The 14,231-nt window shown below is 66.5% G+C and carries 10 protein-coding genes and 1 pseudogene; 6 read left to right on the plus strand and 5 right to left on the minus strand.

The window, feature by feature from the left end:
- Positions 1-116 precede the first annotated feature (116 nt).
- Positions 117-980, plus strand: coding sequence for a LysR family transcriptional regulator (locus M9979_RS14755; RefSeq protein ID WP_254290125.1), 864 nt, complete (start codon positions 117-119; stop codon positions 978-980).
- A 417-nt stretch (positions 981-1,397) separates the two neighbouring features.
- Here M9979_RS14755 and M9979_RS14760 read toward each other — a convergent pair whose 3' ends face one another.
- Positions 1,398-2,552 carry an acyl-CoA dehydrogenase family protein gene (locus tag M9979_RS14760; protein WP_254290126.1) on the minus strand — a complete coding sequence of 385 codons (1,155 nt, stop codon included), beginning with the start codon at positions 2,550-2,552 and terminating at the stop codon, positions 1,398-1,400.
- A 167-nt stretch (positions 2,553-2,719) separates the two neighbouring features.
- Here M9979_RS14760 and M9979_RS14765 point away from each other — a divergent pair, with 167 nt between their 5' ends.
- The 4 genes from M9979_RS14765 to M9979_RS14780 all read left to right on the plus strand — a co-directional run bounded on the left by M9979_RS14765 (position 2,720) and on the right by M9979_RS14780 (position 7,944).
- Positions 2,720-3,721, plus strand: coding sequence for a fumarylacetoacetate hydrolase family protein (locus tag M9979_RS14765; RefSeq protein ID WP_254290127.1), 1,002 nt, complete (start codon positions 2,720-2,722; stop codon positions 3,719-3,721).
- Between the two features lie 392 nt (positions 3,722-4,113).
- Complete coding sequence (locus tag M9979_RS14770; RefSeq protein WP_254290128.1) at positions 4,114-5,403, plus strand: 3-methyl-2-oxobutanoate dehydrogenase (2-methylpropanoyl-transferring) subunit alpha; 1,290 nt, start codon at positions 4,114-4,116, stop codon at positions 5,401-5,403.
- A 169-nt stretch (positions 5,404-5,572) separates the two neighbouring features.
- Positions 5,573-6,580: an alpha-ketoacid dehydrogenase subunit beta gene (locus M9979_RS14775; protein WP_254290136.1), complete on the plus strand. Its 1,008-nt coding sequence runs from the start codon at positions 5,573-5,575 to the stop codon at positions 6,578-6,580.
- Positions 6,580-7,944: a dihydrolipoamide acetyltransferase family protein gene (locus tag M9979_RS14780; RefSeq protein WP_254290129.1), complete on the plus strand. Its 1,365-nt coding sequence runs from the start codon at positions 6,580-6,582 to the stop codon at positions 7,942-7,944. Before M9979_RS14775 ends, M9979_RS14780 begins: the two co-directional genes overlap by 1 nt.
- Here M9979_RS14780 and M9979_RS14785 read toward each other — a convergent pair.
- From M9979_RS14785 to M9979_RS14795, 3 genes are all read right to left on the minus strand, one after another.
- Complete coding sequence (locus tag M9979_RS14785) at positions 7,930-8,298, minus strand: hypothetical protein (protein WP_254290130.1); 369 nt, start codon at positions 8,296-8,298, stop codon at positions 7,930-7,932. The two genes, M9979_RS14780 and M9979_RS14785, sit on opposite strands and share 15 nt — an antisense overlap.
- A 68-nt stretch (positions 8,299-8,366) precedes the next feature.
- Entirely contained in the window at positions 8,367-9,779 is a 1,413-nt protein-coding gene (locus M9979_RS14790) for a glucoamylase family protein (RefSeq protein WP_254290131.1), read from the minus strand.
- Positions 9,780-9,944: 165 nt separating this feature from the next.
- A complete protein-coding gene (locus M9979_RS14795; protein WP_254290132.1) occupies positions 9,945-12,893 on the minus strand; it encodes a TonB-dependent receptor in 2,949 nt (982 codons plus the stop codon).
- A gap of 372 nt (positions 12,894-13,265) precedes the next feature.
- On the opposite strand from M9979_RS14795, the gene M9979_RS14800 reads away from it, so the two are divergent.
- Positions 13,266-14,045: an enoyl-CoA hydratase/isomerase family protein gene (locus tag M9979_RS14800; protein ID WP_254290133.1), complete on the plus strand. Its 780-nt coding sequence runs from the start codon at positions 13,266-13,268 to the stop codon at positions 14,043-14,045.
- Between the two features lie 60 nt (positions 14,046-14,105).
- Here the strand turns inward: M9979_RS14800 and M9979_RS17440 are convergent.
- Positions 14,106-14,231, minus strand: a pseudogene (locus M9979_RS17440) (IS30 family transposase); the annotation flags it as partial.

A 14,231-nucleotide genomic window follows, 5' to 3' on the forward strand; every position in this document is an offset into this window, starting at 1 on the left:
TCAGACACCTGGCCGTGGACGTGACGCGGAAGCCTGTTCTCATCGTCCAGCCTAAGCGAGTGCATTCCATGAGAAAATTCGGTATATACGCGAACGATCCTTGAGAATTCGCACAGATGATCGATTGGGAAAACGTTCGCCATTTTCTCGCCGTCGCCGAGGCCGGAACCCTCTCGGGCGCCGCGCGCAAGCTGAAGGTGGACCACGCCACGGTGAGCCGTCGGCTTGCCGCGCTGGAAGCGACGCTCGACGTTCGACTGGTCGACCGGCTGCCGCGCGCCTGCCGTTTGACGATCATCGGGGAAGCCGTACGGGATCGCGCAGCTGCGATGGAATCCGATGCGGACGGAATCGCCCGGCTGGCCAAAGCCGCGCACGCACCTCTTGTCGGCCGCGTTGCGCTCAGCGCACCGCCTGTCCTCGTGGCGCCGCTCCTCGCCCGCCATCTTGCCCGTTTCCATCAGGAATTCCCGGACATTCGCCTTTCGATCGCCGCTCAGGGAGAGCAGGTCTCGCTGAGCCGCCGGGAGGCCGATATCGCAGTACGGCTGGTGCGGCCGGAGGAGACAGGCAGCGTGACGAGAAAGATCGGTGCGATGCCCTTCGGCGTCTACGCTCACCGCGCCTATGTCCATCTGGCGGTGCCGGAACGGTGGCAGTTCATCGCCTTCGACGAGACCTACGCCGAGATGCCGCAGCAGCGGTGGTTGCTCGGTATTGCCGCCAGCCGCCCTGTGGTCTGCGAACTGAACTACATCGGCGAACACCTGATCGCAGCCCGAGCCGGTGTCGGCGTCGCCGGCCTTCCGCTCTTTCTGGGCGAAGCAGACCCCGACCTCGTGCGCCTTGATAAGGGTGCTCCGGCCTTTTCGCGGGATATCTGGATCATCGTTCATCGCGACTTGCGCAACGCCGTGCCAGTCCGCGCCGTCATGGATTTCGCGGCTCGCGTTATCGGTGAGGAACCACTCCTGAAATAGAACCGCCGGCCAATTCCTCGTACCCTAGGCCGGATCGACATTCAGCGGTGTAGAGACATTCCGCCCTCTTTGGCGGGCAGGGCTATTGCATAGGAGTGATTGGCCGGCGGCTCCCCAATTCCTTCGTCACCCCGGACTTGTTCCGGGGTCCACGGTTCGGCGAACTCGTCGTTTCGAGGCTCTTTTTCGACGCTTGCGGCACGGTGGACCCCGGAACACGTCCGGGGTGACGAACTATTCCAGGCTGCCGGTTGTCACGCGGCCATATACGATAGCCCTGTCGTGGCGGGGGAGGACGTGCGTCGTTCACCCGTCTGAATGTCGATCGATCCTAGCGCCATCCCTGAGCATGGGTGCGAGAGGTAGCCAACAACACCTCTGGCCCGCCCATCCGGCCAGCCCCAACCTCGACCCGGCCTACAGCTTCCGCCCGATCACCTCCTTCATGATCTCGTTCGTCCCGCCGTAGATCCGGCTCACCCGCGCCGAGCGCCACGCCCGCGCGATCGGATATTCGTTCATATACCCCGCGCCGCCGTGCAGCTGGAGGCAGGCGTCCATCACCTCCCATTGCAGGTCGGTGTGCCACAATTTCGCCGCCGCGCCCTCTTCGTTGGTCAGGGCGCCCGCCAGATGCCGCTTGATCGCCCAGTCGAGGTGCGCCCAGCCGACCTGCAGTTTCGCCTTCAGCCCCGCCAGCACGAAGCGCGTGTTCTGGAAATCGAACACCACGCCGGCGAACGCCTTGCGATCCTTGGTGAAGGCGACCGTCTCGTCGAACGCCTTCTGCGCTGAGCCTTGCGCGCCCACCGCGATCGACAATCGCTCCTGCGGCAGCTGGCTCATGAGGTAGACGAAGCCCTTGCCCTCCTCGCCCAGGCAGCTGGTGATCGGCACGCGCACGTCGTCGAAGAACAGCTCCGACGTGTCCGCCGCATCCTGCCCGATCTTGTCGAGCTTGCGCCCGCGGCGGAAACCGTCGCGGTCGGCCTTGACGAGGATGATCGACATACCCTTGTAGGCGGGCTTCGCGGCGGGATCGGTCTTGGCGACGACCAGCACCAGATCGGCGTTCTGGCCGTTGGTGATGTACGTCTTGCTGCCGTTCAGCACATAATGGTTGCCGTCGCGCCTGGCGGTGGTGCGGATCGCCTGCAGGTCGCTGCCGGTGCCCGGCTCGGTCATCGCGATCGCGCTGATCGTCTCGCCCGACACCATGCGCGGCAGCCAGTGGCGCTTCTGCTCCTCCGACCCGTAATGCTCCAGATAGCCGACGACGATGTCCGATTGCAGCGTGAACCCCGCGGGCACGCCGTTGTAGCTCAGCTCCTCGTTGACGATCGCGTTATAGCCGAAGTCGAGGCCGAGCCCGCCATATTCCTCCGGCACCGTCGGGCACAGCAGCCCGACCGCGCCCGCCGCGCGCCAGAAGGCGGGCGGCACCAGCCGGTTCGCCTCCCATTCGGCGACGTTGGGCACGCCCTCCTTGCGCAGGAACTGGCGCACCGTCTGGCGGAACGCCTCGTGATCCGGGTCATAGGCGAACCGTCCCGCGACATCGTCGAGCGTCATGGCATCCTCTTTCGTTCGTTTTGCCGGCAGGCTGCGGCGCGCGGGGGCAGCCGTCAAGCGTCGAATAACAAAAGTTACGGTCGATCGGTATCGGATGAGACTTTTCCGGTGCACGGCCCCGGCGGAGCCGATACACAGTGCGTCCAACGACAAGAGGATGCGTCTCCATGAAACTGGCCAGTCTGAAGCACGGGCGTGACGGCAGGCTCGTCGTCGTCTCGCAGGACCTCGCCTGGTATGCGGATGCGGGCCATATCGTGCCGACGCTGCAGGCGGCGCTGGACGATTGGGACCGGCTGCTGCCCGACCTCCGCAACCTCGCCACCGACCTCGACCATGAAGTCATCCCGCGCGAACGTTTCCACGAACACGACGCCGCCGCGCCGCTGCCGCGCGCGTATCAATGGGCGGACGGATCGGCCTATGTGAACCATGTCGCGCTCGTCCGGCAGGCGCGCGGTGCCGAGATGCCCGAGACCTTCTGGCACGATCCGCTGATGTACCAGGGCGGCTCGGACGGTTTCCTCGGCCCCCGCGACCCGATCCCGCTCGCCGACGAGAGCTGGGGCTGCGACCTCGAGGCCGAGGTGGTCGTCGTAACCGGCGACGTGCCGCTGGGCGCGAGCCGCGACGAGGCGCTGGCCGGCATCCGCCTGGTCGGCCTGACCAACGACGTCAGCTTGCGCAACCTTATCCCCGGCGAACTGGCGAAGGGCTTCGGCTTCTTCCAGTCCAAGCCGGCGAGCGCCTTCTCGCCGGTGTTCGTCACCCCCGATGCGCTGGGCGACTGGTGGCGTGACGGCAAGCTGCACCGCAAGCTCCACGTCGACCTCAACGGGCAGCCGTTCGGCCGCGCCGAGGCGGGCGAGGACATGACGTTCGATTTCGGCACGCTCGTCGCCCATGCGGCGAAGACGCGGGCGCTGGGGGCGGGGACGATCGTCGGCTCGGGCACGGTCTCCAACCGCGGTCCCGACGGCGGCCCGGGACAGAGCATCGCGGCGGGCGGCGTCGGCTATTCCTGCCTCGCCGAACTGCGCACCGTCGAGACGATCGCCGACGGCAAGCCGGCTACCCCCTTCCTCAAAAAGGGCGACACGGTACGCATCTGGGCAGAGGACGATCGCCACCACCCGATCTTCGGCGTCATCGAGCAGACGGTGGGGTGAGCCATTCCTCCCCGGCACGGGGAGGGGCATCGCTTGGGGTAGTGACGAACCAGACGCCCGACATACGCCGTCACCCCGGACTCGTTCCGGGGTCCACCGGGCCGCAAGCGTCGGACAAGAGGCTTGAAACGCTACGCCTGCCGAACGGTGGACCCCGGAACAAGTCCGGGGTGACGAAGGGGAAGGGGAGCTGCCAGCCGATCCGCCATAGGCGATGGCCCTCCCCGTGACGGGGAGGATCGCCGGCGCGAACCCATCCGGCACAGCATGCGTTCCGATCAATGACACCCTGCACGCGCCGACCGGACCACATCGCACTTGAAATCTAATTACAACGGCGCGACAGGATCAACCAACAGCGCCGGCGCCTGTGCCGGACGTGAAGGAGAGAGATGGTGGCCAGCGAGCATCCTCGCGCCAATCTGCAGCCGCTCACGCTGCATGTGCCGGAACCCAAGTTCCGGCCGGGCGATGCGGTCGATTTCGTCGGCGTCGACGTGCCGCCCGCGGGCGAAGCACGCCGTCCCGACACCGCGGCCCCGGCGCGGGAGTTCACCGATCTCGCCTATACGCTGGTCCGCGTTCTCGACGACGACGGCCGCGCGGTCGGCCCGTGGGACCCCAAGCTCTCGCCCGACGTGCTGCGCCGGATGCTGCGCAACATGGCGCTGCTCCGCGCCTTCGACGAACGCATGTTCCGCGCGCAGCGGCAGGGCAAGACCAGCTTCTACATGAAGGCGACCGGCGAGGAGGCGGTGTCGATCGCCGCGGCGCAGGCGCTCGATTTCGAGGATATGTGCTTTCCCTCGTATCGCCAGCAGGGCCTGCTCATCGCGCGCGGCTATCCGCTGGTCGAGATGATGAACCAGATCTACTCGAACCGCGGCGACAAGCTGCAGGGCAAGCAGTTGCCGATCATGTATTCGGCGCGCGACTACGGCTTCTTCTCGATCTCGGGCAACCTCACCACGCAATATCCGCAGGCCGTCGGCTGGGCGATGGCCTCGGCCGCCAAGGGCGACACGCGGATTGCCGCCGTCTGGTGCGGCGAGGGTTCGACCGCGGAGGGCGACTTCCACTCCGCCTGCACCTTCGCGAGCGTCTATCGCGCGCCGGTGATCTTCAACGTCGTCAACAACCAATGGGCGATCAGCAGCTTCTCAGGGTTCGCCGGCGCGGAGGCGACGACCTTCGCTGCGCGCGCGATCGGCTATGGCATCGCGGGCCTGCGCGTCGACGGCAATGATGCGCTCGCTGTCTATGCCGCGACGCAATGGGCGGCGGAGCGCGCGCGCACCAACGCCGGGCCGACGCTGATCGAGCATTTCACCTATCGCGCCGAGGGCCATTCGACCTCGGACGATCCGACGCAGTATCGCAGCGCCGGCGAGCCGACGGCATGGCCGCTCGGCGATCCCGTCGCGCGGCTCAAGCAGCACCTGATCGCGATCGGCGAATGGGACGAGGAGCGTCACGCCGCGCAGGACCGCGAGCTCGCCGAATATGTGAAGGCCGAGCAGAAGGAAGCCGAGAAGAACGGCATCCTCGGCCACGGCCTGCACCAGCCGCTGGATACTTTGTTCGACGGCGTGTTCGAGGAGATGCCGTGGCATTTGCGCGAACAGCAGGCGCAGATGATGGCGGAGGAAGAGGCGTCGGGGCGGCCATGGGCGCGCAAGTGAATCTCCCTCTCCCATTGGGAGAGGGAAGGGGCCCGCGACCGCAGGTCGTGGGAAGGGTGAGGGCGACCGCCGCTATCACCCTCACCCTTCCGCCGCTCCGCGGCTCCCTCCCTCTCCCAATGGGAGAGGGACAATGAGTGACGCCATGACTGACACCGGCACCACCCGCATGAACATGATCCAGGCGATCAACTCCGCGCTCGACCTCTGCATGACGCGCGACCCCGACGTGCTGGTGATGGGCGAGGACGTCGGCTATTTCGGCGGTGTCTTCCGCGCGACCGCGGGGCTGCAGGCCAAGCACGGCAAGACCCGCGTCTTCGACACGCCGATCACCGAGACGGGAATCATGGGCGTCGCGATCGGCATGGGCGCCTATGGCCTGCGCCCGGTCCCCGAAATCCAGTTCGCCGATTATATCTATCCTGCGCTCGACCAGCTGGTCAGCGAGGCGGCGCGGCTGCGCTATCGCTCGGCAGGCGAGTTCACCTCGCCGATCACGATCCGCTCGCCCTATGGCGGCGGCATCTTCGGCGGGCAGACGCATTCGCAATCGCCCGAGGGGATCTTCACTCACGTGTCGGGGATGAAGACGGTGATCCCGGCGACGCCCTATGACGCCAAGGGGCTGCTGATCGCGGCGATCGAGGACAACGACCCCGTCCTGTTCCTCGAACCCAAGCGCATCTACAACGGCCCTTTCAACGGCTATTGGGACAAGCCGTCGGAGAATTGGTCGAAGCATCCCGCCGGCGACGTGCCGACCGGCTATTACAAGGTCCCGCTCGGCAAGGCGGCGGTGGTGCGCGAGGGCGAGGCGCTGACCATCCTGTGCTACGGCACGATGGTCCACGTCTGCACCGCGGTGATCGCCGAACACAATATCGACGCCGAGATCGTCGACCTGCGCACGCTCGTGCCGCTCGACATCGAGACGATCGAGGCGTCGGTGAAGAAGACCGGCCGCTGCATGATCGTCCACGAGGCGACGCGCACGTCGGGCTTCGGCGCGGAGCTGTCGGCACTGGTGCAGGAACGCTGCTTCTACCACCTCGAGGCGCCGATCGAGCGCGTCACCGGTTACGACACGCCGTATCCGCACAGCCTGGAATGGGCGTATTTCCCGGGGCCGGTGCGCATCGGCCAGGCCCTCAAGAAGATCATGAAGGACGCATAATGGCCCGCTTCACCTTCAAGCTGCCGGACATCGGCGAAGGCATCGCCGAGGCCGAGATCGTCGCCTGGCACGTGAGCATCGGCGACCGGATCGAGGAAGACCAGAATATCGCCGACATGATGACCGACAAGGCGACCGTCGAGATGGAATCGCCGGTGTCGGGCGTGGTCGTCCAACTGGCCGGCGAGGTCGGCGACCAGGTCGCGATCGGCGCCGCGCTGGTGGTGATCGAGACCGAGGATGCGGGCGAGGGCGAGGTGGTAGCCGCGCCGCCATCGCCCGAGCAGGCGGAGGTCGCCGAACAGTATGAGGCCGAAAACCCGGGCGTCGAGGACGCGCAGAGCGCGGGCCTGACCACGCCGGCGCGTTCGGACGAAAGCGCCGACCCATCCCCCGTTCGTGCTGAGCCTGTCGAAGCACAGGCCGCAAGCGTCGCGCCTGCCGCGAGCGGCCCTTCGACAGGCTCAGGGCGAACGGAGGAGAAGGGGGCTCCGCAACCTCACGTCCTCGCCTCGCCCGCCGTTCGCGCCCGCGCGCGCGATCTCGGCATCGATCTTGCCCAGGTGAAGACCGACGCCGATCGCGTCCGCCACGCCGATCTCGACGCCTTCCTGCGCTACAACGCCGGCCAGGGCTACCAAGCCCCCGGTGCATCGCGCGCCCGCGCCGACGAACAGGTCCGCGTCATCGGCATGCGCCGACGCATCGCCGAGAACATGGCCGCGTCGAAGCGCAACATCCCGCACTTCACCTATGTCGACGAGATCGACGTCACCGCGCTCGAAGCCATGCGCGCCGACCTCAACGACCACCGCGGCGTCCGCCCCAAGCTCACCATGCTGCCGCTGCTGATCGTCGCCATCTGCCGCACGCTGCCCGAGTTTCCCATGCTCAACGCGCGCTACGACGACGAGGCGGGCGTGGTCACGCGTTCGGGCCGCGTCCATCTCGGCATGGCGGCGCAGACCGACGCCGGCCTTACCGTGCCGGTGATCCGCGACGCGCAGGACCGCAACGTCTGGCAGCTCGCCACCGAGATCACCCGCCTCGCCGAAGCCGCACGCGCCAACAAGCTCAAACCGGACGAACTCGGCAACGGCACGATCACCGTCACCTCGCTCGGGCCACTCGGCGGCATCGCGACGACGCCGGTCATCAACCGCCCCGAAGTCGCGATCATCGGCCCCAACAAGATCGTCGAACGCCCGGTCTTCACCGGCCGCGGCGATGAGATCCGCCGCGCCAAGCTGATGAACCTGTCGATCAGCTGCGACCACCGCGTCGTCGACGGCTGGGATGCGGCAAGCTACGTCCAGGCGCTCAAGAAGCAGCTGGAAACGCCCGTCCTGCTATTCGCGGACTGATCGCCGCGTGATCGGGCGGGGGTGGGGGCGCGTCGCCTCCGCCGCGTCCAGTCGCGCCTCGATCCGGCGCAGCATCGCGGTATAGCTCGCCCGTTCGGCGGGACCGATCGCGCCCTCGCTGTCGATGACCCGCGTCGCGTCGCTCCAGATGCGCGTCAGGTCCGCGGTCATGAAATCCGCCTGCCCCGGCGAGAGGATGCCGCTCTTCCGGTCGCGCGCGATCCGCGCGGCGAACCGCGTCAGCCGATCGGCCAGGGTCGCCTGCACATCCGTCGCGCGGCCGTGCGCCCATACCGGCTGCGGCGCCGCTCCGATCGCGGCCAGCGCTGCCGCCCACAGGATTCGTCGTCTCATGGGCGCGAGGCAATAGCGCGCAATCGTAAAAGTCAGGCAAAAACGGACCCGTTTTGGCGGAGTCGCCCTCAGCTGAGCCAGCCGCCGCGAAAGCCCGCCCGCTCCAGCCCGCGGCGCAGGTGCGGATTTCTCTGCATCGTCTTCCAGATCAGCCCGGTGCGCTGGTTCTCGATCATCGCGACGATCGGCCCCTGATCGATGCCGAGATGATCCTTGTCGACCCAGCCGACGCCGGGGACGACCTGCCCGTGCTTCAGCGGCGCCTTCGCGTCGGTCAGCGTCGGGTTGAACGAATCGAGGAAACCATATCGGCCATAGATGCCCTCGCCATAGCGCTGATGCATCGTCTCGACGCAGCGGGTGGCGAGTTCCGGCTCGAACGCGATCGATCCCGCCGCCGCGGTCGGCGCGATCGTCCCGTCGTCGCGCGTGCCGGGACCGCGCTCGGAATAGCTGAAAAACTCGCGTGAGCGACCACGCAGGTTCAGCGTGAAATCGCCCGGCCCGTCGCACGCGGTCCAGCCCCAGCAATCCTTGTCGTAGCCGATCCAGCCACCGGCGTTCGCTTGTGCATAGGCACGCTGGTTGCGCACCGCGCGGCGGCTGTTCTCGAAATAATCGATGCCCTTGGACTTGATGAAGGGGTCCCGGATGCCGCGGAAATCGACCCAGACGTGGCTGTACTGGTGCACGAACAGCGGCGGGTAGTGCAGATAGGGTTCGCCCCAGCGGTCGGTCCACGCGTTCTCGAACCGCTGCGTCAGCGCGCCCCAGGTACTGGCGGGCAGCGGATGGGTGGGGGAGGCGATGGCGAGGAGGTACATCAGCATCCCCTCGTTGTAGATGTTCCAGTCCGACGGGATGAAGCCGCTCTCCGGATGCCAGCCCATCGACAGGAACGGCGGCCGCGGCAGGATCCACGTCCAGTCGACCGCGGCGTACAATTGGTCGGCGAGTGCCCGGATGCGCGCCTCGGCAGGATCGGCGCCATCGAACCACGTGCCCGCGAACAGCACGCCCGCGATCAGCAGCGCGGTATCGATCGTCGACAGCTCGGCGCGCGCGAAGCGCAGCCCCTTCGTGACGCCCAGGAAATGGTAGAAGAAGCCCTTGTACCCGCTGGCGTCGTCGCTGCCCGGACCCTGCGGCGCGGCGGCGAACCATTCCAGCGTGGCGAACGTGCGCGCGCGCGCCTGATCGCGCGTGATCCAGCCGTTGACCACGCCGACCGGATAGGCGGTCAGCGCGAAGCCGACCGCGGCGATCGACGAAAAGCTGGGCGTCGGCCAGCGATCCGGCGCCCAGCCGGTGGCGGGATCGGTGGTGTCCCAGAAGAAGCGGAAGCTGCGTTCCTGCAGATCGTGGACGAAATCGCGCGGTGCGCTCGGTGAGGGGGCGGGGCGGGGCATCGTCGCGCAGCCCCCGACCAACCCGGTCAGCGCCATCCCGCCGGCGCCGAGGATCTGTCGTCTGTCGAGCATTGCGAGCCTCTTCCTGATTAGCCGGCATCGGGCCGTGCCGACGCGGTCGCCTCGAAGCGGTCGAAAGGCGTATGAGCCTGCCCTTGCTTCGAGGACGGATCAGACGGGAATATCCGCCGGTCATGAGACGGGCGGCCTTCAGCGGAAGGCCGCCCGTTCACGCGATCAGAACCGGTAGCCGACCCGGAACTGCACCCGCCGCGGCAGCGTCAGCGTGCCGGTGGCATTCTGCGCGTTGGCAGGCGTCAGCGGATCGGCGACCTGGCCGTTTGCCTGCACCTGGTTGTTGAAATAACCGTCGAAACCGGTGAAGTTCTTGTTGTTGAACGCATTGAACAGGTCGACCGCCAGGCTGACCTCATGCTTTTCGAACAGCTCGACCTTCTTTTCCAGCGTCAGATTGACCTCGCAATAGGCCCACAGTCCCTTGATGCAGTTCTTCTCGGGATAGCGCGCGGTGACGCGGCCCTGCGCCGGGTTGGTCGCGTCGAACACCTGATAGGCTTGGCCCGATCCGAACGTCGACAGCGTCGAGAACTGGAAGCCCCAGGGCAGGTCGACGATGCTCGAGATCACCAGATGGTGCCGCTCGTCACCGGCACGCGGGCGATAGCCATAGGCGTCCGGCGTGACGCCATCCAGGCTGAACAGATCGCCGCCGTTCTGCTCGCCCTTCGACAGCGTATAGTTGATGTTGACGCCCCAGCCCGACGACTGGGTATAATCCTTGTCGATCGTCGCAAACAGCGCCTTGTAGCGCGTGTCGAGCCCGTCATAGCCGATCAACACGTTGGCATAGCCGAAGCTGTTGGCGAGCGCGGTGTTGCAGCAATTGCCCAGGCCATTGTTGGTCCGCGTCGCGAACAGCGTCGTATAGCCGTTGCGGCCACGCACGTAGCTGCCGGTCAGGCTGGTGCGGAAGATGCCGACGCGCTGGCGGACGCCGATGCTGAACTGGTCGGTGACGGGCGGCTTGGCATTGTTCTTGACCGCGAACAATTCCGGCCGACCGGTGGTGCCGGTCGCCTGCAGCGCGAGCAGACCGTCGCGCGTCAGGTACTTGGGGTCCCAGGCGACGGTCGGGTTGCCGTTGATCGTCTGGTTGCCGTTGCGCGAGAAGTAGAAGTTATAGATGCCATATTGCAGGCGATATTGCTCGTCGAGCGTGTTGTTGAACACGTTGCGATCGTAATAGCGGCCGTATCCACCGAACAGCACCGTGCGCTGGTCGCCGGCAAAGTCGTAGCTGAAGCCGGCACGCGGCTGGAACATCTTCTTGTACGCCGGACGATCGGTGCCATCGGTGATATAGTCGTTGGCGTTGAAGTAATAGGTCTGGGGCAGGCCGCGCAGCAACGCCGCCGCCTGTACCGGCGTGACGTAGCGGTTATTGAACATGTTGGACTCATAGTCCCACCGCAGGCCCAGGTTCAGCTGCAGCTTGTCGGTGATGTTCCAGTCGTCCTGCGCATACAGGCCGAGTTGCGAATTGGACGCCGCGATTCGTGTGTTGCCAAGGCCCAATTGCGCCTGTGCTGGGAAGGTGAAGTCCAGTCCGTTGGTCGTGTCCACGCGATAGGTATAGGTCGGCTGGACGTAGAACAGCTTCTGGAATTCATAATCCTGGAAGGCGAACTTGATCCCCGCCTTGAACACATGACCGTCCAGACCACTGTAGGTCACGTCGTCACGCAGCGTATAGCTCTGCTGATTGATCCGCTGGCTGGCATTCTTGCCGCCGAAGGTGATGACGCCGTCATAGATGAAGGTCGGCGAGTTGGGGTTCAGCGACGTCGGATTATAGACGTAGTTGAGGTAGCTCGCATTCCATTCGTTGACGAAGTCGTTGCCGGTATACGTCCACTTGAACGCATAGGTATCGACGGTGTTCTTCTTGTTCTCCGCCGCCGAATAGGCGGTGTTGCTGGGACCGCCGAAGCCCTGGATGTCGGTCTCCCGGCGCTTCGAATAGGAAACGTCGAAGACCTGCGCCGAGTCCGGCGTGAAGGTCAGCTTGCCGAAGTAGAAGTCGCCGCGGAACGGGCTGACGAATGCGCCTTCATACTGGCCGAATGCGGCGAGGTTGGCGGCGGTGCGATTGCCCAGGCGAACGTTGAATGCGCGGTCCTGATCGTTGCCTTCATAGGCGCCGAAGAAGAACAGCTTGTCCTTGATGATCGGCCCGCCCAGCGACACGCCGTACTGCTTGCGCTTGAACGCCGGCTCGGCATTGCCGTCGCGCTTGTCGATATAGGATTTCTCGGCAAGGCTGCGGTCGGTATACTGGCCGAACGCTTCGCCGTGGAATTCGTTGGTACCCGACTTGGTCACCGCGGTGACGATCGCCGCGCCGGCCTGTTCGTATTCGGCCTTGTAGTTCTGCGTCAGCACGCGGAATTCGCCGATGGCGAGCTGGCCGAACGGGTTGCCGCGGCTGTCCTGCTGGCCGGCGATGCCGCCGTCGAGCACCTGGTTCTTCAGGCTGATGCCGTCGATGAAGACGTTGACCTGGCTGCGCGTCGAGGCGCCCGACTGGATGCCCTTGTTCTGTTCGCTGTCGATATAGGTGACGCCCGGCGCCAGCGCGGCGAAACTCAGGAAGTTGCGGTCGGTCTGCGGCAGGGCGCGGATCTGTGCCTGGCTGACGTTGGTCGCGACCTCGCTGGTGCGCGTCTCGATGAGGCGGCTGCCGGTGACGACGATGTCGCCGCCCTCGTTGGTGGCGGTGCTGCCGCCGACCGTGGTCGTCTCGGCGGGGGCGGCTTCGCCCAGCGTCGCATCCAGCGTCGCCGACTGGCCGACGCCGACCGACACCAGCCGCTCGAAGGTCAGGCCGTTCGCGCCGGTGATCGTGATCCGGTATTCGCCGGGACGCAGGCCGTTCAGCGCATAGGCGCCGTTGGCGGCGGTGACGGCGCGGAACGTCTGATTGGTGCCGGTGCTGACCGCGGTGACGCTCGCGCCTGCGATCGGCACGCCGTCGGCACCGCTGACCTGACCGCGCAGCTGCGCCGTGGTCGTCTGCGCGGCGAGCGGCGCCGCAAGGGCGACGCCGCCGAGGATGGTGGTGGTGGCGAGCGCGGCGCGCAGCGCGCCGGCGGTAAAGGTCTTCATGTCTGTTCCCCTTTGCGGCAGGTCGTTCGGCGACGGCCCTGCTGATGTCTCTTGCGTCCGGGGAAGCAGCGCGGCCGGTATCGAGTCCAGCCGTCCGGGGTGCGATGGCGCCAACCACCGTTCCTCGTCATCCTCCCCGGGGCGGAGCGACGTCGCCCCATTCCTCGGCTCTTCGAGCGGTACCCCGCTTCTCTATCGCCGGGGGCGGCTCCCGTAGGAGCGCGGGCCCGCCGGCACCAGCGTTAAAGCGGGGTGCGACGCTACGGTTCCGACGATGACGACGATCTTGAACGGAGCGTTGCATACGGGCAACAGCGCTGCCGCGGAGCCACAGGCTGGTATTGATCGATGCCCGGCGGCAAGAGGGCGACCATGACCGATACTTCCCCCGTTTCGATTGCGCACGACGGCCATGTCGCGATCCTCACCTTCGCCCGGCCGCCGCACAATTTCGCCGATCTGGCGCTGATCGAGGGGATCGGCGCAGGCCTGGTGGCCGCCGATACGGACGCGAACGTCCGCGCCATCCTGCTGCGGTCGGAAGGGCGCATCTTCTGCGCCGGCGCCGACCTCGCGCGCGACAATCCGGTCGAGAAGGATCAGCCCGCCGGCACGCGCAACCCCTTCTACGTCGCCGCCGCGCGATTGTTCGCGGTGAAGAAGCCGGTGGTCGCGGCGATCCAGGGGTCGGCGGTGGGCGCGGGGCTGGGCCTCGCGCTGGTCGCCGACTTCCGCGTTGCCACGCCCGAGGCGCGCTTCGTCGCGAACTTCGTGCATCTGGGCTTCCACCCCGGTTTCGGCATCTCCGCGGTGCTCGAACGCGTTGTCGGCCGCCAGCGCGCGCTGCTGATGAACCTCACCGGCCGCCGCATCAAGGCGGAGCAGGCCGCCGACTGGGGGCTCGTCGACCTCCTCGTCCCCGCCGACCGCCTGTACGCCGAGGCACTGGCGCTGGCGCAGGAGATCGCCGCCGGCGCCCCCCTGGCCGTCCAGTCGACCCGCGCGACGCTGCGCGGCGACCTCGCCGCGCTGGTCGAACGCCAGACCGATCACGAACTGGCGGAACAGGCGTGGCTGCAGAAGACGGCGGACTTCGCCGAAGGGGTGAGGGCCGTCAACGAACGCCGTCCGGGGCGGTTCGTGGGGGCGTGACGTGGCGCGTTAGGGGCCAACTACAGAGCTTGATTCCGGACGCTTTCCAAACTCCCTCCGTCACCCCGGACTTGTTCCGGGTGTGGATTCACAATCGAAGTGCAACGGGAAGAAAACTTCGGCGGGGTTTCGGAAGCCGAGGCATTTCCTGGGTGTGTGGTTGTGTCTGGCGAGGATGGCGTCGAG

Source organism: Sphingomonas liriopis, assembly GCF_024211255.1.
GTDB lineage: Bacteria > Pseudomonadota > Alphaproteobacteria > Sphingomonadales > Sphingomonadaceae > Sphingomonas > Sphingomonas liriopis.

Coding starts and splice junctions, on each gene's coding strand:
- M9979_RS14800 (WP_254290133.1), top strand. CDS start 13,266: ATGACCGATACTTCCCCCGTTTCGATTGCGCACGACGGCCATGTCGCG.
- M9979_RS14795 (WP_254290132.1), bottom strand. CDS start 12,893: ATGAAGACCTTTACCGCCGGCGCGCTGCGCGCCGCGCTCGCCACCACC.
- M9979_RS14765 (WP_254290127.1), top strand. CDS start 2,720: ATGAAACTGGCCAGTCTGAAGCACGGGCGTGACGGCAGGCTCGTCGTC.
- M9979_RS14775 (WP_254290136.1), top strand. CDS start 5,573: ATGAACATGATCCAGGCGATCAACTCCGCGCTCGACCTCTGCATGACG.
- M9979_RS14790 (WP_254290131.1), bottom strand. CDS start 9,779: ATGCTCGACAGACGACAGATCCTCGGCGCCGGCGGGATGGCGCTGACC.
- M9979_RS14780 (WP_254290129.1), top strand. CDS start 6,580: ATGGCCCGCTTCACCTTCAAGCTGCCGGACATCGGCGAAGGCATCGCC.
- M9979_RS14770 (WP_254290128.1), top strand. CDS start 4,114: ATGGTGGCCAGCGAGCATCCTCGCGCCAATCTGCAGCCGCTCACGCTG.
- M9979_RS14760 (WP_254290126.1), bottom strand. CDS start 2,552: ATGACGCTCGACGATGTCGCGGGACGGTTCGCCTATGACCCGGATCAC.
- M9979_RS14785 (WP_254290130.1), bottom strand. CDS start 8,298: ATGAGACGACGAATCCTGTGGGCGGCAGCGCTGGCCGCGATCGGAGCG.
- M9979_RS14755 (WP_254290125.1), top strand. CDS start 117: ATGATCGATTGGGAAAACGTTCGCCATTTTCTCGCCGTCGCCGAGGCC.